The sequence below is a fragment of the Streptomyces sp. NPDC058864 genome (assembly GCF_042742985.1).
Classification (GTDB): Bacteria; Actinomycetota; Actinomycetes; order Streptomycetales; family Streptomycetaceae; genus Actinacidiphila.
On sequence record NZ_JBHYMQ010000044.1, the window covers coordinates 1 to 18,579 of the forward strand.

Sequence of the window (18,579 nt, forward strand, 5' to 3'; positions counted from 1 at the left end):
GCCGGGTACCGGGCCGTCCGTGACCGGGAGCCCGGACTCAGCCGAACTGGCCGGGCTGGTAGTCGCCGGCGGGCTGACGGTTGATCACGTTGATGCGGTTGTAGGCGTTGATGACGGCGATGAGACCGATCAGGGCGACGAGCTGGTCCTCGTCGAAGTGCTTGGCGGCGTTCGCCCAGACCTCGTCCGTGACGCCGCCGGCGCCGTCGGCGATGCGGGTGCCCTGCTCGGTGAGTTCGAGGGCGGCGCGCTCGGCGTCGTCGAAGACGGTGGCCTCGCGCCAGGTGGCGATCAGGTTCAGGCGCACCGAGGTCTCGCCGGCCGCGGCGGCCTCCTTGGTGTGCATGTCGGCGCAGAAGGCGCAGCCGTTGATCTGGCTGGCGCGGATCTTCACCAGTTCCTGGGTCGCGGCCGGCAGGCCCGACTCCGCCGGCACCCTGCCCGCGGAATTGATGTGCTTGAAGAACTTGAGCGCGAGCGCGTTGCCGAACAGGTTCACACGGGCTTCCATCGTGGGCTCCTCCTGCGTGGTGACGGTTGTGCAGCCATGACGGACGGGCCGCCGGAAACGTGACGCGGACACGGATGTGACGTGGGTCTCCCCGGGGTAGCGTCACCCGCATGGCTGACGAGGAGTTCCGGAACCCGCGCCTGGCCGCGCTGTACGACGACCTCGACCCCGACCGCGGGGACCTGGACGCGTACACCGCCCTGGTGCGGGAGTTCGACGCGCGCCGCGTGCTGGACATCGGTTGCGGCACGGGGGTGTTCGCCCTGCGGCTGGCCGGGCTCGGCATCGAGGTCTTCGCCGTCGACCCGGCCCGTGCGGTCCTCGACGTCGCCCGGGCCAAGCGGGGGAGCGCGCGCGTGCATTGGATCCAGGGGGACGCCACGGCCCTTCCGCCGCTGCGCGTGGACCTGGCGACGATGACGGCCAACGTCGCCCAGGCGATCGTCGATCCCGGGGCGTGGCGGCGGACCCTGCGGGGGGCTTACGAGGCGCTGCGGCCCGGGGGCCGCCTGGTGTTCGAGACGCGGGACCCGGCCGCGCGCGCATGGGAGGGCTGGAACCGCGAGGCGTCGCACCGGGTCGTGGACGTGTCCGGCACCGGGCCGGTGGAGCACTGGGTCGAACTGCTCGACGTCAGCGGGCCGCTGGTGACCTTCCGCTGGACCTACGTTCTCGGCGCGGGCCGGGAGGTGCTGACCTCGACCTCGACCCTGCGGTTCCGCGGGCGGGAGGAGGTCGAGGAGGCACTCGCCGCGCAGGGGTACGTCGTGGACCATGTACGGGACGCCCCGGACCGGCCCGGCCGGGAATTCGTCTTCGTCGCGCGCCGGCCGGAAGCGCCACCGGAACCCCGCTGACACCCGCACGGCATCACGGCGGGCGCGACGGGTCCTGGCCGTCCCCGGCCCGTGCCGCCGCCGAACCGGGGTGGACGCCCCGGCACTCCGACCCGCCGGCCGAGCTCGCACGCAACTGACGCGTACGGCCGCCGGGGAACCGGCGGCCGTACGGGTGAGGTCGGCGCGGAGGATCAGCGCTTCCCGAAGACCTTCTTGCCGGAACCGAGGTCCAGGAAGACCGTCTCGCCGGTGGCGTCGGCCAGGCCGTCGTTGTCGGTCACGGCGTAGACGTGGCCGTCGCCGCCGACGGTGAGGCCCTCGAGCTTCTCCTGGGTCCACCCGTTCGTCGCCCGCAGGTCGGGCAGCACGTCGTGGGCCGGCTTCTTGGGCAGCACCTGGAGCGGGCCCGACGGGGCGGCGGACTTGGGCATGTCGACCGTGTACACGCGCTTGATCTTCGCGGAGGGGCCGTTGAGCTTGTCCCGCTCGATCAGGGCGAGCTTGTCGCCGACCGCCGTGATCTCGGACAGGCCGATCCAGTCGCCCGGGGTGTCGGTGGTGCCGATCCGGTAGCCGAACCAACTCCAGGTGCCCGACTGGACGTCGTAGCGGCCGATCCTGACGACCCCGGCCGGGTCGCCCTTGACCTCGCGCTGCAGGGTGGCCCAGACCACCTCGCGGCCGTCCCGGTCGGTGGTGGCGGTGACGCCCTCGAATCCCTGCTTCGCCAGGCCCGCGGCGACGTCCGCCGGGAGCGGGACGACCTGGCGGGTCACGCCGTCGCGGTCGAGCCGGACCAGCTTGTTGCCGTCGCCGGTCGCGCCCTCGACGGCGAGCCAGAAGCCGCCCTGGGGACGGGCGTGGATGCCCTCGGCGTCGTAGCCGACCGGCTTGCCGTCGGCGTCCTTGACGGTCAGGGCCCGGGTGATGACCGCCGGCTTCCGCGAGGTGTCGATGGTCATGATCCTGGTGACGGAGTACGCCGCGTCGGTGACCGTGTACAGCTCGTGCGGCCTGCCGGGGACGGCGGACAGCGCGCCGAGCGCGCCCCAGCCGATCGGCGCGCCGGTGGAGTCCGGGGCCGAGACGATGCCGGGGAACGACGGCGTGCCCTTGCCCAGCTGGAACAGGCTCACCGAGGCCCGCACGTTGACCGAGGCGTCGTCCTCCTCGCTGGAGACCGCGAGCATGTCGCGCGACGGGATCGGCAGCAGCCCCTCGGGGCCGTTGGTGGTGGCCAGCATCTGGCGGAAGACCGGGGCGGTCGGGCGGCTGACGTCGTAGACGGCGACGAAGTTGCTGCGCTCGGAGCCCACGAAGGCGTACCGCACTCCGTGGAACGTGGCGACGACCACGCCCTCCGGCTCGGTGCCCTTCTTGCCCGCGCGGTCCTCGTTGTGCAGGCCGTAGCGGACGGCCAGGCGCTCGAAGCTGTTGCCCGCGTCCCAGACGACCTTGCCGGTGCGGCTGTCGAAGACGGTCCAGCCGCGCGTGCCGCCCTTCCAGTCGCCCTCGTTGGCGGTCGCGAAGTAGCGGTCGTCGATCCAGTTGACGGCGTCGGGCTCGCGGCGCACATCGGTGATCGAGCCGGTCTGGTCGATGACGCCGTCCTTGACGGTGTCGATGCCGCGGACGGTGGCCGTGCCGGCGCTGAAGGCCTTGGTGATGCGGCCCGTCGGCAGGTCCACCAGGACGAGCCCGTTGTTCTCCTGCAGCGTCACGACCAGCTGGTCGCGGCCGTTGACCGCGACGTACTCCGGCTCCGGGTCGGTGGGCTCGACGATCCCGGCGGCGGTCAGCACGGGCAGCGCGCCGCCGTCGGGCCGGGTCAGCGGCACGGCCCGGGTGCGCCAGTGCTGCGGTGAGGCGCCCTTGAGGTCGACGATCTGCACGAAGCCGGCCGGGGCCTGGGGCAGGTCGCCCTCCTCGCCGCCGGGCGGGGTCGCCTCCTCGTCGCGCTCGTTCTCGATCGCGATGGCGGCGTACCGCTTGTCCTTGGTGATGGTGATGGAGTCCGGCTGGCCGCCCAGGTCGATGCTGGTGACCCGCTCGCGGTCGCGCAGGGATATGACGTCGAGGCGTCCGGAAGGCGTGGAGTAGCCGCTGCTGGTGTTCACCACGACCAGCACGTACTGGCCGACCACGGCCACGGAGGTCGGCTCGTCCTCGGTGTCGCCGAGTTCGGCCAGCGACAGCGTGCCCAGCCCGCGCGGGCTGCCCGGCCTGGTGATGTCGAGGAAGCCGATCCGGCGCGCCAGGGCGTCGGTGTAGACCAGGGTGCGGCCGTCCTCGCTGACCGCCGAGATCTCGGCGACGGTCGCGGTGGCCGGGTCCTCGCCCGCCGGGCGGTTCTGGAAGACCGGGTAGGTCGCGGTGCGCTGGAAGGTCGGCGTCACCTGCGGGTGGTGGGCACTCGCCGGGCTCGCGGCCACCAGCGTGCCGGCAGCGACAGCCGCGGTCGTGAGCGCGGCGTAGGTTCTCTTGGGGAGCATCGTCTCTCCGTTGCGCTAACGGTCGGAAAGGCGATCATCTCGCCACCGGACCAGCGCAATCGGGCGCACAGGTGAACAAACGGCGAAGATCGTCCGCATGGCGTGACCGGAACACCCCGGTCCGTGCGGGTGCGGGTGCGGGTGAGGGTGCGGGACGCGGGCCGGGCGCGGCGCGAACCGCGGGGTGGTGACGCCCTGTCGGTTCGGCCGGATCCCACGGGGTGGGAGCGGCCGCGGCGATGGCACGTGGTCGCATCGGCCGGGGCGGAGGCGTGGCCGTGCCCGCCGGCGCGGGGGCCCCGCCTGCTGTGCGGGCGGGGCCGGATGCGCGCCGTGCGTCAGACGCCGGACGCGGCCTTCGCCGCCTCGAAGCGGGAGATGACGTCGTTCCAGTTGACGAGGTCCCAGAGCTTGGTGACGTAGTCGGGGCGGACGTTCTTGTACTGGAGGTAGTAGGCGTGCTCCCAGGCGTCGAAGACCAGGAGCGGGGTGGTGCCCTGGCCGACGTTGCCGTGGTGGTCGTAGACCTGCTCGACGATCAGGCGCTTGCCGAGGGGTTCCCAGGCCAGCACGCCCCAGCCGGAGCCCTGGACGGAGGCGGTGGCGACGGTGAGCTGCTTCTTGAAGGCCTCGAAGCCGCCGAGGTGTTCGTCGATGGCATCCGCGAGGGCGCCGTCGGGGCGGTCGCCGCCGTCGGGGGAGAGGTTCTGCCAGAAGATCGAGTGCAGGACGTGGCCGGAGAGGTTGAAGGCGAAGGTCTTCTCCAGGCCGACCAGGCCGGTCGGGGTGAGCTGGTCCTTGTCCCGGATCTCGGCGATCTGCTCGAGGGTGTCGTTGGCGCCCTTGACGTAGGCGGCGTGGTGCTTGGCGTGGTGGAGCTCGAGGATCTGCCCGGTGATCGCGGGCTCCAGTGCGGCGTAGTCGTAGGGCATATCGGGAAGCGAGTACGTGCCCATCAGGCACAACCCCTTTCAGGCGATGTGATCGGTTGAGCCACGGTCAGCCTACGTCGTTATTGCGAAGAACTTGCAACAGCTACATTAGTGCAGCAGTATGTCCTTCAGGCGGGGTCGGCCCGTCAGCCTTCGGAGTCGTCGTGCCCGCGGTCCCGGGTGCGGTCCTTCCCGCGGGGTGATCGTCTTTCCAACCGGCAACCCGCCGGCCCTGGCCGGCCCCGCCCGTGCGGCAATCGGGGCACAGGCCGCGCAGCATGAGGCCGTCCTCCGCGTCGAGCCGGAAGCCGGTGGCCTCCTCGGCGGCGCGCATCGCGGTCGTCAGGCGCTCTGCATCCTGCTCGGTGACGGATCCGCAGCGGCTGCAGGTGGCGTGATGGTGTGAGCTGCGGGTGAGGCAGTAGACGGTGGTGGCGGGGCCGTGGGTCATGCTCACCACGCCCCGGTCGGTGAGGGTTTCCAGGGTCCGGTAGACCGTCGTGATGTCGACGCTCACGCCCCGGTCGGCCAAGTGGCCGCGGATCTGGTTCGCGGTCAGGTGTCCGCCGTGGTCGCGGAGCAGGGCCAGGAGGCTGAGCCGGGGCCGGGTGCACCGCAGTCCGTACGCTCGCAACACGTTGGCCTCATGCCCGCTCGGGCGGTTCGCGTTCCATGCGTCCCTCGTTGCTGCCGTCGGCCTCATGCCCGCCTTCCCCTTGACCACTTCATTGCCTTATGAGCACTGTTAACTGCAAAGAGATTGCAGGTAATTTTCGCTCGCGCCTAATTTGACATGTCGGCAGGCATGTCCAGAAAGAGGCGCTCATGTCCACCGCTCCACCCGCCGTACCGGCGGCCCAGCCCCTGCTCCACCGCGTCCGCCACGCGCTCAGCCGCCAGGAATGGGCCCGCGTGGGGGGCATGGCGGCCTTCGTCGTCGGCCTGCACGTGATCGGCTGGTTCACTCTGGTGGCCGTCGTCGCCCCGGAGCACTACAACCTCGGCACGAAGTCCTTCGGAGTCGGCATCGGCGTGACCGCCTACACCCTCGGCATGCGGCACGCCTTCGACGCCGACCACATCGCGGCCATCGACAACACCACCCGCAAACTGATGGGCGAAGGGCGGCGGCCGCTCTCGGTCGGCTTCTGGTTCTCCCTCGGACACTCCTCGATCGTCTTCGGGCTGGCGTTCCTGCTGTCGCTGGGCGTCAAGGCGCTCGCGGGGCCGGTGGAGAACGACGACTCCGGGCTGCACAACGTCACCGGCTGGATCGGCACGACCGTCTCCGGCACGTTCCTCTACCTCATCGCCGTCATCAACCTGCTGATCCTGGCCGGGATCTGGAAGGTCTTCCGCCAGATGCGCTCCGGCCACTTCGACGAGGCCGCCCTGGAGGAGCAGCTGAACAACCGCGGCTTCATGAACCGGCTGCTCGGCCGGCTGATGAAGTCCATCACCAAGCCCTGGCAGATGTACCCGCTCGGCCTGCTCTTCGGACTGGGCTTCGACACCGCCACCGAGGTCGCCCTGCTCGTCCTCGCAGGGTCCGGCGCCGCCTCGGGGCTGCCCTGGTACGCGATCCTCTGCCTGCCGGTGCTCTTCGCGGCCGGCATGTCGCTGCTGGACACCATCGACGGCTCGTTCATGAACTTCGCCTACGAATGGGCCTTCTCCAAGCCCGTCCGGAAGGTCTACTACAACCTCACCATCACCGGACTGTCGGTCGCCGTCGCCCTCATCATCGGCACCGTCGAACTCCTCGGCCTGATCGCCGACAAGGCCGGCCTGCACGGCGCGTTCTGGGACCGGGTCTCCGGCCTCGACCTCAACATCATCGGCTTCGTCATCGTCGGGCTGTTCTTTGCCACCTGGCTCGTCGCCGTGCTGGTGTGGAAGTTCGGCCGCATCGAGGAGAAGTGGACGGCGAACCTGCGTCCCGCGGAACCGCACGCCGACTGAGCCCTCTTCTTCGGGATCCCGCCCGATACCGACGCCCCCGGACCACGCCGACCGGTCCGGGGGCGTCCGCGTTCCTTCGGACGGAGGTGCCCGGGCAGCGACCGGACCACCGACCGGCCGTGCGGGGCCCGGGAGGCCGACGAGTTCGAGCAGCTTGTGACCGAGAGGGGAGGGCGACTACACACGCACCAGACCTACGGCACCCTCGCGGTGCTGGAGGTGGGCACCAGGTTGTCGTTTCCGTCGTCCTGCAGCGTGGAGACCGCACTGAAGATGTAGAAGCAGCCCGCCGTCACCACCGCCACACCGGCCAGGAGGGGCGTCCACGTGCGCAACTTGGCGGTCGCCGTGCGGCCGCGGAACTGCCGCTCCACGAGCGAGAATCCGCGGATGGTGGCGACACCGACGCCGGTGAGCGTCAGCGCCATGCCGACTCCGAAGGTGATCACGATGGCGAGGGCCCCGAGCGCGCGACCCGTCAGCAGTCCGCTGACGAAGATCAGGAACGCCGACGGCGACGGCAGCAGACCACCGGAGAGGGCCAGCGCCGCCAGTCCCTTGCGTGACCAGGGATTGGTCAGTTGCTCCACGTGGTGGTGGGCGTGGGCGCTGTCGTCCTGTGCGGCCGCGTCGTGGGTGTGATGTTCGTGGGTGTGGTCATGCCCATCGGTGTGCTCATGGGAGTGACCGTGCCCGTGGGAGTGCCCGTGGGAGTGGCCGCGGCCACGCAGGTGCCGGTTCACCAGGCCCGCGCCCACGATCGCGACGACCGCTCCCGCCGCGACCTGCATCCATGCTGTCGCGGTCTTCGTGCTGACCGCCGTGCTGCTGACTCCCACCCACAGGAGGGCGAGGACGAGTACCGAGAAGGTGTGCATCGTCGCGACGATGACGCCGAGGCGTGCCGCGTCCTTGTAGTGTCCGCGTGTCCCCACCAGGTAGGCGGCCGTGATGCTCTTGCCGTGGCCGGGGGCCACCGCGTGAGCGGCACCGACGCCGAGCGCGACGATCAGGACGACCCAGAAGAGGGATCCACCGTCGAAGAGGGCGAGCAGGTGGTTGTCGAGACTTCCTATCCCTGTCATGCGTTGCTCCTGGAAGGGGTGCCGTTGTCGGCGGGCGCCGCGGCTTGCTCGCGTGGCGCAGTCTGCGTGTGCCGAACCGAGGTGGGAGTGCCGCCCACTCCGGCGGCTTTGCGGCGGCGCGACCGCCAGAGGACGAACCCGCCGATGCCGAGGGCGGCGACGAAGGTGCCGACGGAGAAGGCCGCGACCGTTCTGCGGACACCTCCGCCGGAGGCCGTGAACCGCAGGTGCGTGGACGGCCGGGCGGAGGTGAACAGCGTCTGCTGGGGCTGAGCGGGGCCGGTGGAGGTGAGCATGGTCCGATACGCCGGGTGGAGATCCGTCAGCGCGCTGATCGTGACGTCCACGTCGACCACGGGAGCCGGGCAGTCGAAGGCGACCTGCGCTCCTCGGGCAAGGAAGTTCTCCATGGCCCCGACGACCGCTGCGTGGCACGGACGTCCGGCCTGGGCGACGGCAAGGTGCTTGAGCAGGTAGTCGCGGACGACCGGCGAGCCCTGCAGCCGCTGCGCGAAGGAAAGGCTCGACGGACTCCTCCCGCCGTCCTGCCCCTTGAACACTCCGAGCGACTGGCCGAGCGCCACCCAGTCGAGCTTGTCCGTGTTCCACGCGATCACGAGGCGCGAGCCGTCGACGCTCACCTCAGCCGTCGACGGCGGGCCGAACGGATGCGCGGATGCGGAAGGAGCCGGTCCGGCAACGGCGGAGCAGATCGCAAGTGCGGCTCCTGCCAGCGCGGTGCGCAGCGCCGGGCGGACCGAAGCCCTCAGGCGGCCCAGGCGGAGAAGGGACAAGGCAGTGCATCTTTCGTGCGGCCCGACTCGGGCGGAGTTCCGGCGCGCAGTGAGGTCACGCCGAAACGGCACTCTGTACAACTGGCCGGACTTTCTCCCGACCATCACGTGGAGGCCAGATGAACTTGCTTCCCCACGAGTCGCACGGGCACCGCACATGCAGCTTGCCGGCCCCCGAGGTCTGCCCTGTGAAGACGTGGGTACAGGGGGTCCTCGGGGTCTGTCCGAGCGGGACCGACCTGTGGCGGAAGGAGTCCACGAGCTTCGTTCGAGGCCGCCCACGAGGGACTTGCGAGGTGACACGCCTCGCCCCCGAGGGCGCACACGCCCTCGGACACGGCCGACTGTTCCGAAGTGTCGACAGCAGCGTCCTGGCCGGAGCCGCGCCGGGAGGCCCCGCGGGACGGCGTCCGGAGGGGTGACCCCGTCCGGTCGGCGCCGCCCCGGGTCTCAGCGCCCGATGGCGGTGCGGCGGACGGCCGGTGCGGCCGCGCAGTACCGGGCGGCGCGCCGCGGGGCAGCCTCCGGGGCGTACGGGACGGCGGGGCCGGACCGCTGATCGGGGAACTGGCAGCCCCGGCACAGGGCGAGGCCGCCGGGAGCGGCGACCAGCGTGCCCCAGCCGCGGCAGGTCCGGCACTCACGGGCGCTGCGGGGGTCGGGGAGGAGGCCGGGGTGGGCTACGGGGCCGGGCCCTTCGGTCATACGGGGGTTACCTCCTCGGGTCCGGGGGGCCGCGACGCGGACGCGCACGCGGTGTCCGGGCTCAGCACCGGTCCTGACGTGCCCCCGGCCGGGCGTCGCGCCTGCGGCCGCGGCGCAGGAGTCGCGCCTCGCGGGGCAGCAGCCTCGGCCCGCCGACGATCAGGACGTCGCACACCGCGTGCGCGAGGACGGCCCGCTGCACGGGCCTGCGGTGCAGACCCAGCGCTGTCCGCGAGGGGCGTGCCGCGCCGACGAGCAGGAGGTCCGCGGCGCCGTGCGCGACGGCGCACAGCACCGCCCCCGGGGTGCCCATGACGACCCACCGCTCGATCCGTACGTCCGGCGGGACACCGCCGAGCGCGTCGTCCAGGGCCCGGTCCAGCCGCCGAGCCGCCTCCTTGGCCCACGCGTCCGCCCAGGAGGACTCGGGCAGCAGGCGGTAGAGGACCTCGCCCTCCGGCGGCTGCCACGCCATGACGGCGAGGAGCCGCCGGCCGGTGGCCCGGGCCTCGAGGAGGCCGCGGCGCAGCGCCGCGAGGCTGGCCAGGGAACCGCTCGCGCCGACGACGACCCGGCCGGCCCGTTCCGCGCGTCCCGCCCGGCCGGTCATGCGCCGGCCCCCGGAACGGTCGCCCGATAGGAGAGCGGTGTCGGCTTCGGCATGGCCGCGTCTCCTTCTGCGGGTCCGGTGGGAACCCTGCCAGCGTGGCCGAGCGCCGTAGGATGAGGCAAATCGATGGCATTCATCCCGAGATGCGAGGTGCCGATGGACGTGACCCTGCGGCAACTGAACGTCTTCGTCGCGATCGCGGACCACCGGGGTTTCGGTACGGCCGCCGCCGCGCTGGGCATGAGCCAGTCCTCGGTGTCGCATTCCCTCGCGTCCCTGGAGCGTGCCGTGCGGGGCGAACTGGTGCGGCGGACCGCCCCCGTCGCGCCCACGCCCCTGGGCGACGCGCTGCTGCCGCACGCACGCGCCACCCTCGCCGCGGCCCGGGCCTTCGCCGCCGCGGCGGCCGCCCGGCAGGACGCCGGCGCCGAGGGCACGATCACCCTGGCGGTGCCGCCGACCGCCGCGCACGGGCTGCTGCCGCGGCTGCTGAAGCTCTGGCGCGAGCACGCCCCGCACGTCGAGATCAGGCTCTTCGAGGGCTTCGCCGAGGAGATCGCCCAGTGGCTGGAGAGCGGCACGGTCGACGCGGCGATCCTCATCGACCCGGACCCGGCGCCCCGTGGGGCCGTCCCGGTCGGGACCGACGCGCTCGAGGCCGTCATGCGCGGCGACCACCCGCTGGCCGGTGAGGAGTCCATCGAGCTGGCCGACCTCCTGGACGACCCGCTGCTCGCCACCACCTCCGGCGCCGAGAGCCAGCTCAGGGAACTCCACACGCTGGCCGGGGTTCCGTACCGTCCCACGCAGCACATCCGCGAACTCGGCACGCTGCTCTGCATGGTCGAGGCCGGCCTCGGTGTCGCGGTCGTCCCTTCCCTGACAGGGAGCATGCTGCCCGGCGGACTCATCCTCGTGCCCGTACTGCCGCGGGTGGAACGGCGGTTGTTCCTCACCGGCCCGGCCACGCGCCCCTGGCACCCGCACGTGACCGCGATCCGCGACCTGTGCGAGGAGACCGGACCCTCGATGTGATCGCCGGACGCGGGTCGCGGCGCGCGGGCGGCCAGGGGGAAGGCTCACCCGGTGCTCACCCGGTGGGTGCCAGTACGGGCGCACGGCCGCCCAGTGCGGCGGAGAAGCGGTCGGTGACCTGCGTCAGCGCCTCGGCCGTGGCGGGCGCGACGGTCAGCGTGCCGTCGTCGGCGACGGTGAGGTCCCTGTCGAGCGTGAACCACCCCGGGACGATGTGGGCGGCGCCCATCGAGCTGAGCACCGGACGCAGCGCGTAGTCGATGGCCAGGACGTGGGCCGTGGTGCCACCGGTGGCCAGCGGCAGCACGGTCTTGTCGGCGAGGGCGAACTGCGGAAGCAGGTCCAGCAGCGACTTCAGCAGACCCGAGTAGGCGGCCTTGTAGACGGGCGTGCCGATCACCACCCCGTCGGCCCGCTGGAACAGGGCCGCGGCCCCGGTGATCGCCGGGTGGCGGACGTCGGCGCCGAGCAGGGCGTCGGCGGGCAGGGTGCGCACGTCCAGGGGGACGACCTCGTGGCCCTGGAGCCGCAGCCGGTCGTCCAGGTGGCGCAGCAGGCGTGCGGTGCGGGAGGTGGCGGAGGGGCTTCCGGAGACGGACAGGATGACGGCCATGGGGACCTTCCGGGTTCGGGCGGGCGGGAGAACGTGCGGTGTCCGGACGGGCCGGGGCCGCGGGGCGGTCACCAGCCGCTGGATTCGACCGCCACGACGGGCACCAGCCCGTTGCGCAGGGTCTCCAGGAAGGTGACGACCTCGGCGGCCACCGAGCGGTGCTGCAGGTCGTTGAGCACGTCGTGGTGGGCGCCGCGGACCACCGAGAGCCGGGCGCGGCGCTGGGACTTGGCGGTGCGCGCGAGTGCGCCGTGATCGGCGAGCGGGTCGGCGTCACCGACGAGGAAGAGCGCGGGGAGGGCGAGTTCGGCCTCGTACGCGGCGGTCAGCAGGCGGTCCGGCACGGCCTCGCCCAGCGAGCCCCGGCGTACGCGCGGGTCCCGGGTCAGCGTGTCGCGGTGGGCGGGGCAGGAGGTGCGGACGTCGAGTTCCCCTTCCCAGCCGCCGTCCTCGGCGGAGGTTGCCCGGCCGGGGAGCCCGGCGAGGACGAGGCCGTCCGGCAGGACGACGCCGGCCGGGCCGGGGCCGCCGAGGAGCGCGGCGAGCGCGGCGGCGCCCGAGTCGGCGCCCACCAGGACGACGGGGGCGGCCGGCGCACCCTCCGCGGCGGTGCCCCCTACGGCGTCCGCGAGACGTTCGCCGAACCGGGTCAGGGAGCCGGCGAGGTCACCGGTGCCCGGCTCCGGGGGATCGACGACGCGGACGCGGTAGGCGTCGGCGGCCAGCCGCCGCCCGAAGCGGGTGTAGGTCGCCCGTGTCTCGCCCCGGCCGGGCACCACGACGACCGTGCCGCGGGTGAGCAGGCCCTCCGGGCCGTGGTGGTCGGTGTGTCCGGCGCCGCTTGTGGCGTGTTCGGTCATGTCAGACTCCTGCCGGCTCGGGGCGGGGCCGGGGCCCGGACCCGGCGGCGCGCCGCCAGCCGAGGGCCGGCGCCACCTCGGTCGCGATGAGCTCCAGGGCGCGCAGCGCCGCGTCGTGGTCGGGGACGGCGGGGTTGAACTGAGTGATCAGGTCGGTCGCGACGGGCAGGACCCGCTCCTGCCGCAGCGCCGCGACGATCTCCTCGGGATGCCCGTGGAAGGAGTGGAAGCGGCGCAACGCCTCGTCCACGTCCAGGCCCTTCGGGAAGGCGCCGCCCTCCGCCATCCGCAGCGCGGCCCGGTGGACGTCCTCGCCGATCTGCCGCAGCGCCGTCCGCCGGTCCTTCGCCGGGAAGACGAACCGCGACAGCCCGATCCGCGGGCGGCGCGGCCGGTCCCAGGCGTCGAGGTACGCGTCCGCCCACGGGCGCTGCACGACGTCGGTGGGGGAGTCGAAGCCGTACGCCGCCCGGTTGAGCAGGAGGTTCGACCCGCCGGCCGCCGCGTACGCGGCGCCCTGCGCGCTGAAGGCGCCCTGCCAGAGGCGGTCGCCGAAGTCGCCGGCTGCCGGCTGGACACGGAAGCCGGGAGCCCCGACCTCCTGACCGGCCAGTGCCCGGCGCAGCACGCCGAGGTGCTCACTGGTCAGCTCGCGTTTGCGGCCGACGTCCCGGCCGAAGGCGGCGTACTCCAGGGCGTTGTAGCCGCTGCCCACGCCGATCTCGACGCGGCCCCCGCTGAGGGTGTCGACGGTGGCGACGTCCTCGGCGAGCCGGACCGGGTCCTCCAGTGGCAGGATCGTGACGGCGGTGCCGAGCCGGATCCGGGTGGTGTGCGCCGCGGCGTGGGCGAGGAACGTCCAGGGCGAGGAGAGTCCCCCGCCGCCGAGGGGTACGTGGTGCTGGGCGACCCAGCCGGTGTCGAAGCCGAGTTCGTCGGCGGCGACGAAGAGCTCCAGGGCGTTGCGGTAGGTGCGGACCGGGTCGTCGTCCCGGCCCTGGACGTGGGTGAGGAAGCCGAGCCTGAGGCGCGGGCTCTCGGTGGTCATGACCTGTTCCCGTCCCGTCCTCAGTCGGCCACGAGCAGACGCTCGCGGGTGTGGCGGTTGGCGGGCACCGGCAGGCCGAGGTTGCCGCGCAGGGTGCCGGCCTCGTACGCGGTGCGGAACAGGCCGCGCTCCTGCAGGAGGGGTACGACGCCGTCGACGAAGAGCTCGAGTTCGTCGTTGGTGCGGAAGGCGAGGTTGATGCCGTCGAAGGTGCCGGCGTCGAACCACTGCTCGATGGTGTCGGCGACGGTCCGCGGCGACCCGACGAAGGGGGAGGCGCGGAACTCGTTCGCCGACTGGGCGACCTGGCGCAGCGTCAGGTTCTCCGTCCTGGCCCGCTCCATGATGCGGGCCGCGCCCGTGCGTCCGCCCTTCTCGGCGAGGTGCGCGACGTCCGGGAAGGGTGCGTCGAGGTCGTGCACGCTGAAGTCGTAGGCGCCGAAGGAGCGGCCGAGCAGGGCGAGGTTGCGGTCGAAGTCGTTGTCCTCCTCGAAGATCTCCCGCTCGCGGCGCCGGGCGGCCTCGTCGGTGGCGGCGACGACCGGTCCGCCGTGGATGAAGATCTTGATGTGGTCGGGGTCGCGGCCGTGGGAGGCGGTGCGCGCCTTGATGTCGGCGTAGTACTCCTGCGCCTGCCGGAGCGTGCCGCCGGGCGCGTAGATGCCCTCGGCCACCTGGGCGGCCAGGTCGCGGCCCTCCTCGGAGACACCGGCCTGGAAGATCACCGGCTGGCCCTGCGGGGACCGGGACAGGTTGAGGGGGCCGGCGACCGTGAAGTGCTCGCCCACGTGGTCGAGGGCGTGCAGCTTGGCCGGGTCGAGGAAGACGCCCCGTTCCACGTCGGCCGGGAACGCGTCGTCCTCGTACGAGTCCCACAGGCCCCGGGCGACCTTCACGAACTCCAGGGCCCGGCCGTACCGGGAGGCGTAGTCCAGGTGCTCCTCGAACCCGAAGTTCCTGGAGGTCCCGGTGTCGAAGCTGGTCACGACGTTCCAGCCGGCGCGGCCGCCGCTGATGTGGTCGAGGGAGCCGAAGCGGCGGGCGAGGTTGAACGGCGAGTTGTACGTGGAACTCGCGGTGCCGACCAGGCCGATGTGACGGGTGTGCGTGGCGACCGCCGACAGCAGGGTCAGCGGCTCCAGCCGGTTGAGGTAGTGGGCCGGGTAGGTGGCGTTGATGAACTGGCTGTCTACGATGAAGAGGGCGTCGAAGAGGGCGTGTTCGGCAGCCTTGGCCTGCGCGATGTAGTAGTCGATGTCGATGCTGGCGTTCTTGGCGACGCGGGCGTCCTTCCACAGGCCGTGCTGGCCGGGGCCGCCGACGCCGTAGGGGTGGAGCGCGAGGTGGATCCTGCGGGACATGGTGGCTGTTCCTGTTCTGTCGTGGGGTCAGGTGTGCAGCAGGGCGCGCAGCGCCTCGCGTTCGGCCCGGTCCGCCGGGGCGGAGTGCAGGGTGGGAGCGGAGCCGATGAGCAGGCGCGTGTAGGCGTGGCGGGGGTGGTTGACGACGTCGTGGGTGGTGCCGGTCTCGACGAGTTCGCCCTGGTGGAGCACGGCGACGCGGTCGGAGACGCCGGCCACGGAGCCGAGGTCGTGGGAGATGAAGACCAGGGCCGCACCGGAGGCGCGGAGCTCCTTGAGGATCTCCAGGATCTGCACGCGGTTGGCCGCGTCGAGGGCGCTCACCGGTTCGTCGAGGATGACCAGGCGCGGTCCGGTGACCAGCGCCCGGGCGACCGCGATCCGCTGGCGCTGGCCGCCGGACAGCTCCCCGGGCAGCCGGCCCAGGAGTTCCCCGTGCAGACGGACGCGGGGGAGGAACGCCCGCGCCCTTTCGGCCGCCTCCTCACGAGGGACGCCCTGCAGGAGCAGCGGTTCGGTGAGGGACTCCTCGACCGTGAGGTCCGGGTCGAGGCTGCGCAGCGGGTCCTGGAAGACGTACTGCACGACGCCGCGGCGGCGCAGGGCGCGCCACTGCCGCGGGCCGTGACGGGTCACGTCCTCCCCGCCGACGACGACCGAACCCGCCGAGGCGCGTACCAGGCCCAGCACGGTCCGGGCCAGGGTGGACTTGCCGGATCCCGTCTCGCCGATGAGGCCGACGGTCTCGCCGGGCGCGACGGTCAGGCCGACCCCGCGCAGCGCCTGCCGGCGCCGGTGGCGCGGACCGTAGTGCACGTCGAGGCCGGTGATCTCCAGTACGGGGCCGACGGGTTCCGCATCGTCGTGGGAGGCGGCGGTGGTCCTCGTCGGCGATGGCTCGCCGGTCATGCGTCCTCCTTCACGGTGCGGAACCTGTCCAGGCCGTACTGCTCGTGCTCGGCGATCAGCAGACGGGTGTACTCGTGCCGCGGGTCGTGCAGCACCGTGCGGGTCGGGCCCTGCTCGACCACCTCGCCGTCCCGCAGGACGACGACCTCGTCGCAGATCTGGGCGACCACCGCCAGGTCGTGGGAGACGACGACGAGGGCCAGCCCCGTCCGTTCGCGCAGTTCGGCGAGCATGTCGAGGATCCCGGCCTGGACGGTGACGTCGAGGGCGGTCGTGGCCTCGTCGGCGATGAGGATCCGCGGGCCCGCGGCGATCGCCGCCGCGATCAGGACGCGCTGGAGCATTCCCCCGGACAGCTCGTGGGGGTAACTGCCGTGGACCATCTCGGGATCGCGCAGTTGCACCGTCCGCAGCAGCTCGACGGCCTGCCGGCGGGCCGCACGGCGCCGCTGCCCCTTCTTGGCCCGCAGGACCTCGGCGATCTGGGCGCCGACCCGGATCGACGGGTTGAGGTAGGAGGCCGGGTCCTGGAAGACGGCGCTGATCGTGCTGCCCCGCAGGGCCCTCCACCGGGCGGGTGTCAGGGTGGCGATGTCGGTGCCGTCGATCTCGATCGACCCGCCGGTGACCTCGAAGTGCGCGGGCAGGATGCCGAGCGCGGCGCGGCAGGTGAGGGTCTTGCCGCTGCCGGACTCGCCGACGATGCCCACCGCCTTGCCGGGTGCGAGCTCGAAGCTCACCCCGTGGACGACCTCGCGGTCGCCGGACCGGTCGCCGATGCGCACGTCGCGCAGCGACAGCAGCGGCGACACCTGGCCGCCCTGCACGGCCTCCGGGGCACGTCGGGGGAGCAGGCCTTCGGACACGGTCGTCATCGCGCACCTCCGGTAGGGGCGGGTTCGGTCCTGCCGGGCCGGCCGGCGCGGGCCCCGCGGCTGTCGAGCAGCGCGCGGCCCGCCTCGCCGGACACGTCGCGGATCGCGTCGGCGAGCAGGTTGCTGGCCCAGACGGTGGCGGTGATCAGCAGCGCGGGTGCCACCGGGGCCCACGGCTGGTGGCTGAGGTAGCCCAGGTCGGAGGCGAGCAGGCCGCCCCAGGTGGGGGCCGGCGGCTGCACACCGATGCCGAGGAAGGTCAGGCTGGAGACGATCACGAAGCCGACGCCGATGGTCTGGGCGAGTGCGACCGCGACGGGCGGGAGGATCTTGCCCCATACATGGCGGCGTACGATCCAGGCCGTGGAGGCGCCCGAGACGATCGCCGCCTCCACGTACGGTGAGCGCGCCACCGCCAGGGTGGCGGCGCGGGTCACCCGGTAGAACAGCGGTGACACCAGCACACCGGTGACCAGCATGGCCTGGGTGAGGCCATTGCCGAGGAGCGCGACCACGGCGACGGCGAACAGCAGGAACGGCAGCGCGACGAGCGTGTCGGCCAGGCGCAGGGTCGCCCACTCGAAGACCCGGCCCCAGTAGACGGACAGGATGCCGGGCACCGCGCCCACGACCAGTGCCGTCAGGGCGACTTCGAGTGAGCCGAGCACACTGACCCGGGAGCCGTCCAGGAGCCGGCTGAGGACGTCACGGCCGAGGTAGTCCGTGCCCAGCCAGTGCGAGCCCGAGGCGGCGGCAAGGGTGTTGTCGCCGGTGGCCAGTGGATCGAGTGGCGCGAGCCAAGGGCCGAGCAGCGCCAGCAGCGCGATCACGGTCAGGACGGCCGCGGCGATCCGGCCGGAGGTGAGGGCGAGGACGCGTCGCACCCTGGTCACACCCCCCGTTGTGCGGCCGGCGTCACGCGCGCCAGCGCCAGGTTGACGATCAGGTTGAAGGAGACGACCAGGACGATCGACACCACGAGGACGCCCTGGACGGCGGGTACGTCCCCGGCCTGGGCGGCGTCGTTGGCGAACCTGCCGAAGCCCTGCAGACCGAAGATCCATTCGGTGACGACGGAGGCGCCCACCAGGGCCGGGAACTTCAGGCCGAGCGTGGCGAGCGCGGGACCGAGGGCGTTGCGCAGGACGTGGCCGAAGAAGATCCGGCGCGGGCCGAGTCCCCGGACCACCGCGCCCGTCACGTAGTTCTCGCGGTGGGCCGCCACGAGGCCCGCGCGCAACTGGCGGGCGACGTCGGCGATCACGTCGAAGCTCAGCGCGACGGCGGGCAGGGTGATGTGCGCCAGCCACGGCCCGACCCCCTGCTCGGCCGGTACGTAGCCGCCGGAGGGGAACCAGTGGAGCCCTACGGCCAGGACGACGACCAGCACGATGCCCACCACGAAGGCCGGCATCACCGAGACGACCGTGACGAAGCCGGTGATCGCGCGGTCGATCCAGGTGGTGCTGCGCAGCGCAGCCAGCGTGCCGAGCGCGAATCCGACGACCACGCCGATGAGCAGGGCCAGTGTCGCGACCGAGAGGCTGACGCCCAGGCCGAGACCGATGAGGGTGGAGATGTCGGCGCCGTTGGCCCAGCTGGTGCCGAGCCGCCCGTGCAGGATCCCGTTGAGCCAGTCCCCGTACTGGACCAGGAACGGCCGGTCGAGCCCCCACTGGGCCTCGACGCGGGCGATGGCCTCCGGTGTCGCGTCCTCGCCCAGCTGGATGCGTGCCGGGCTGAGCCCGCTCAGCGCCCGCAGCGCGAAGGTGACGAAGGTCGCGACCAGGAACACGGGCACGATGATCGCCACGGAGCGGGCGAGGGCGGCCAGGACCCGGCCCGCCGTGTGCCGGGCCCGGGCCGCGGCGGCGCCGCGGCGGGGGGTGGGGGCGACCGGCGCAGCGGTCGTCGTCATCGGGTTGCCTCCCCTCGGTGGTGGACGGTG

Annotated in this window: 19 protein-coding genes; 3 read left to right on the top strand and 16 right to left on the bottom strand. The window is 72.6% G+C overall.

What is annotated here, in order from left to right:
• Positions 1 to 37: 37 nt before the first annotated feature.
• Positions 38 to 511, bottom strand: a complete 474-nt coding sequence (locus ACFW3D_RS27705) for a carboxymuconolactone decarboxylase family protein (protein WP_500508254.1) — start codon at positions 509 to 511, stop codon at positions 38 to 40.
• A 110-nt stretch (positions 512 to 621) separates the two neighbouring features.
• Here ACFW3D_RS27705 and ACFW3D_RS27710 point away from each other — a divergent pair, with 110 nt between their 5' ends.
• The gene (locus ACFW3D_RS27710) at positions 622 to 1,368 is read left to right on the top strand and encodes a class I SAM-dependent methyltransferase (RefSeq protein WP_500508256.1); all 747 of its coding nucleotides are present in this window, start codon (positions 622 to 624) and stop codon (positions 1,366 to 1,368) included.
• Between the two features lie 173 nt (positions 1,369 to 1,541).
• On the opposite strand, the gene ACFW3D_RS27715 is transcribed toward ACFW3D_RS27710, so the two are convergent.
• The 3 genes from ACFW3D_RS27715 to ACFW3D_RS27725 form a co-directional block, all read right to left on the bottom strand.
• Positions 1,542 to 3,842, bottom strand: a complete 2,301-nt coding sequence (locus ACFW3D_RS27715) for an esterase-like activity of phytase family protein (protein ID WP_500508258.1) — start codon at positions 3,840 to 3,842, stop codon at positions 1,542 to 1,544.
• A 338-nt stretch (positions 3,843 to 4,180) separates the two neighbouring features.
• Positions 4,181 to 4,798 (bottom strand): superoxide dismutase, encoded by a 618-nt coding sequence (locus tag ACFW3D_RS27720; RefSeq protein ID WP_500508261.1) that lies wholly within the window; start codon positions 4,796 to 4,798, stop codon positions 4,181 to 4,183.
• Between the two features lie 79 nt (positions 4,799 to 4,877).
• Positions 4,878 to 5,477, bottom strand: a complete 600-nt coding sequence (locus ACFW3D_RS27725) for a Fur family transcriptional regulator (protein ID WP_500508264.1) — start codon at positions 5,475 to 5,477, stop codon at positions 4,878 to 4,880.
• 122 nt (positions 5,478 to 5,599) lie between these two features.
• Here ACFW3D_RS27725 and nicT point away from each other — a divergent pair, with 122 nt between their 5' ends.
• On the top strand, positions 5,600 to 6,736 hold the full coding sequence (gene nicT, locus ACFW3D_RS27730) for a Nickel transporter NicT (protein WP_500508266.1): 1,137 nt from the start codon (positions 5,600 to 5,602) through the stop codon (positions 6,734 to 6,736).
• 194 nt (positions 6,737 to 6,930) lie between these two features.
• Here nicT and ACFW3D_RS27735 read toward each other — a convergent pair whose 3' ends face one another.
• From ACFW3D_RS27735 to ACFW3D_RS27750, 4 genes are all read right to left on the bottom strand, one after another.
• On the bottom strand, positions 6,931 to 7,821 hold the full coding sequence (locus ACFW3D_RS27735) for a nickel/cobalt transporter (RefSeq protein ID WP_500508268.1): 891 nt from the start codon (positions 7,819 to 7,821) through the stop codon (positions 6,931 to 6,933).
• Positions 7,818 to 8,615 carry a hypothetical protein gene (locus tag ACFW3D_RS27740; protein ID WP_500508271.1) on the bottom strand — a complete coding sequence of 266 codons (798 nt, stop codon included), beginning with the start codon at positions 8,613 to 8,615 and terminating at the stop codon, positions 7,818 to 7,820. Before ACFW3D_RS27740 ends, ACFW3D_RS27735 begins: the two co-directional genes overlap by 4 nt.
• 450 nt (positions 8,616 to 9,065) lie before the next feature.
• The gene (locus ACFW3D_RS27745) at positions 9,066 to 9,320 is read right to left on the bottom strand and encodes a hypothetical protein (protein WP_500508274.1); all 255 of its coding nucleotides are present in this window, start codon (positions 9,318 to 9,320) and stop codon (positions 9,066 to 9,068) included.
• A 61-nt stretch (positions 9,321 to 9,381) separates the two neighbouring features.
• The gene (locus tag ACFW3D_RS27750; protein WP_500508277.1) at positions 9,382 to 9,930 is read right to left on the bottom strand and encodes a universal stress protein; all 549 of its coding nucleotides are present in this window, start codon (positions 9,928 to 9,930) and stop codon (positions 9,382 to 9,384) included.
• A 126-nt stretch (positions 9,931 to 10,056) separates the two neighbouring features.
• On the opposite strand from ACFW3D_RS27750, the gene ACFW3D_RS27755 reads away from it, so the two are divergent.
• Positions 10,057 to 10,965: a LysR family transcriptional regulator gene (locus ACFW3D_RS27755; protein WP_500508279.1), complete on the top strand. Its 909-nt coding sequence runs from the start codon at positions 10,057 to 10,059 to the stop codon at positions 10,963 to 10,965.
• A gap of 55 nt (positions 10,966 to 11,020) precedes the next feature.
• Here ACFW3D_RS27755 and ssuE read toward each other — a convergent pair whose 3' ends face one another.
• From ssuE to ACFW3D_RS27795, 8 genes are all read right to left on the bottom strand, one after another.
• Positions 11,021 to 11,578 (bottom strand): NADPH-dependent FMN reductase, encoded by a 558-nt coding sequence (ssuE, locus tag ACFW3D_RS27760; RefSeq protein WP_500508282.1) that lies wholly within the window; start codon positions 11,576 to 11,578, stop codon positions 11,021 to 11,023.
• Positions 11,579 to 11,646: 68 nt separating this feature from the next.
• Positions 11,647 to 12,438: an alpha/beta hydrolase gene (locus ACFW3D_RS27765; RefSeq protein ID WP_500508285.1), complete on the bottom strand. Its 792-nt coding sequence runs from the start codon at positions 12,436 to 12,438 to the stop codon at positions 11,647 to 11,649.
• A gap of 1 nt (position 12,439) precedes the next feature.
• The gene (locus ACFW3D_RS27770) at positions 12,440 to 13,486 is read right to left on the bottom strand and encodes an LLM class flavin-dependent oxidoreductase (protein ID WP_500508288.1); all 1,047 of its coding nucleotides are present in this window, start codon (positions 13,484 to 13,486) and stop codon (positions 12,440 to 12,442) included.
• 20 nt (positions 13,487 to 13,506) lie between these two features.
• Complete coding sequence (locus ACFW3D_RS27775) at positions 13,507 to 14,847, bottom strand: NtaA/DmoA family FMN-dependent monooxygenase (protein WP_500508291.1); 1,341 nt, start codon at positions 14,845 to 14,847, stop codon at positions 13,507 to 13,509.
• A 27-nt stretch (positions 14,848 to 14,874) separates the two neighbouring features.
• Complete coding sequence (locus ACFW3D_RS27780) at positions 14,875 to 15,756, bottom strand: ABC transporter ATP-binding protein (RefSeq protein ID WP_500508293.1); 882 nt, start codon at positions 15,754 to 15,756, stop codon at positions 14,875 to 14,877.
• Positions 15,753 to 16,631, bottom strand: coding sequence for an ABC transporter ATP-binding protein (locus ACFW3D_RS27785; RefSeq protein ID WP_500508296.1), 879 nt, complete (start codon positions 16,629 to 16,631; stop codon positions 15,753 to 15,755). The genes ACFW3D_RS27780 and ACFW3D_RS27785 overlap by 4 nt, the downstream gene beginning before the upstream one ends.
• Positions 16,628 to 17,524 carry an ABC transporter permease gene (locus tag ACFW3D_RS27790; protein ID WP_500508299.1) on the bottom strand — a complete coding sequence of 299 codons (897 nt, stop codon included), beginning with the start codon at positions 17,522 to 17,524 and terminating at the stop codon, positions 16,628 to 16,630. The genes ACFW3D_RS27785 and ACFW3D_RS27790 overlap by 4 nt, the downstream gene beginning before the upstream one ends.
• Positions 17,521 to 18,549 (bottom strand): ABC transporter permease, encoded by a 1,029-nt coding sequence (locus tag ACFW3D_RS27795; protein ID WP_500508301.1) that lies wholly within the window; start codon positions 18,547 to 18,549, stop codon positions 17,521 to 17,523. Before ACFW3D_RS27795 ends, ACFW3D_RS27790 begins: the two co-directional genes overlap by 4 nt.
• Positions 18,550 to 18,579 lie beyond the last annotated feature (30 nt).

What these genes read in the sequence shown, in the direction of transcription:
- ACFW3D_RS27705 (WP_500508254.1), bottom strand. Translation starts at nt 511, where the DNA reads ATGGAAGCCCGTGTGAACCTGTTCGGCAACGCGCTCGCGCTCAAGTTC.
- ACFW3D_RS27710 (WP_500508256.1), top strand. Translation starts at nt 622, where the DNA reads ATGGCTGACGAGGAGTTCCGGAACCCGCGCCTGGCCGCGCTGTACGAC.
- ACFW3D_RS27715 (WP_500508258.1), bottom strand. Translation starts at nt 3,842, where the DNA reads ATGCTCCCCAAGAGAACCTACGCCGCGCTCACGACCGCGGCTGTCGCT.
- ACFW3D_RS27720 (WP_500508261.1), bottom strand. Translation starts at nt 4,798, where the DNA reads ATGGGCACGTACTCGCTTCCCGATATGCCCTACGACTACGCCGCACTG.
- ACFW3D_RS27725 (WP_500508264.1), bottom strand. Translation starts at nt 5,477, where the DNA reads ATGAGGCCGACGGCAGCAACGAGGGACGCATGGAACGCGAACCGCCCG.
- nicT (WP_500508266.1), top strand. Translation starts at nt 5,600, where the DNA reads ATGTCCACCGCTCCACCCGCCGTACCGGCGGCCCAGCCCCTGCTCCAC.
- ACFW3D_RS27735 (WP_500508268.1), bottom strand. Translation starts at nt 7,821, where the DNA reads ATGACAGGGATAGGAAGTCTCGACAACCACCTGCTCGCCCTCTTCGAC.
- ACFW3D_RS27745 (WP_500508274.1), bottom strand. Translation starts at nt 9,320, where the DNA reads ATGACCGAAGGGCCCGGCCCCGTAGCCCACCCCGGCCTCCTCCCCGAC.
- ACFW3D_RS27750 (WP_500508277.1), bottom strand. Translation starts at nt 9,930, where the DNA reads ATGACCGGCCGGGCGGGACGCGCGGAACGGGCCGGCCGGGTCGTCGTC.
- ACFW3D_RS27755 (WP_500508279.1), top strand. Translation starts at nt 10,057, where the DNA reads ATGGCATTCATCCCGAGATGCGAGGTGCCGATGGACGTGACCCTGCGG.
- ssuE (WP_500508282.1), bottom strand. Translation starts at nt 11,578, where the DNA reads ATGGCCGTCATCCTGTCCGTCTCCGGAAGCCCCTCCGCCACCTCCCGC.
- ACFW3D_RS27765 (WP_500508285.1), bottom strand. Translation starts at nt 12,438, where the DNA reads ATGACCGAACACGCCACAAGCGGCGCCGGACACACCGACCACCACGGC.
- ACFW3D_RS27770 (WP_500508288.1), bottom strand. Translation starts at nt 13,486, where the DNA reads ATGACCACCGAGAGCCCGCGCCTCAGGCTCGGCTTCCTCACCCACGTC.
- ACFW3D_RS27775 (WP_500508291.1), bottom strand. Translation starts at nt 14,847, where the DNA reads ATGTCCCGCAGGATCCACCTCGCGCTCCACCCCTACGGCGTCGGCGGC.
- ACFW3D_RS27780 (WP_500508293.1), bottom strand. Translation starts at nt 15,756, where the DNA reads ATGACCGGCGAGCCATCGCCGACGAGGACCACCGCCGCCTCCCACGAC.
- ACFW3D_RS27785 (WP_500508296.1), bottom strand. Translation starts at nt 16,631, where the DNA reads ATGACGACCGTGTCCGAAGGCCTGCTCCCCCGACGTGCCCCGGAGGCC.
- ACFW3D_RS27795 (WP_500508301.1), bottom strand. Translation starts at nt 18,549, where the DNA reads ATGACGACGACCGCTGCGCCGGTCGCCCCCACCCCCCGCCGCGGCGCC.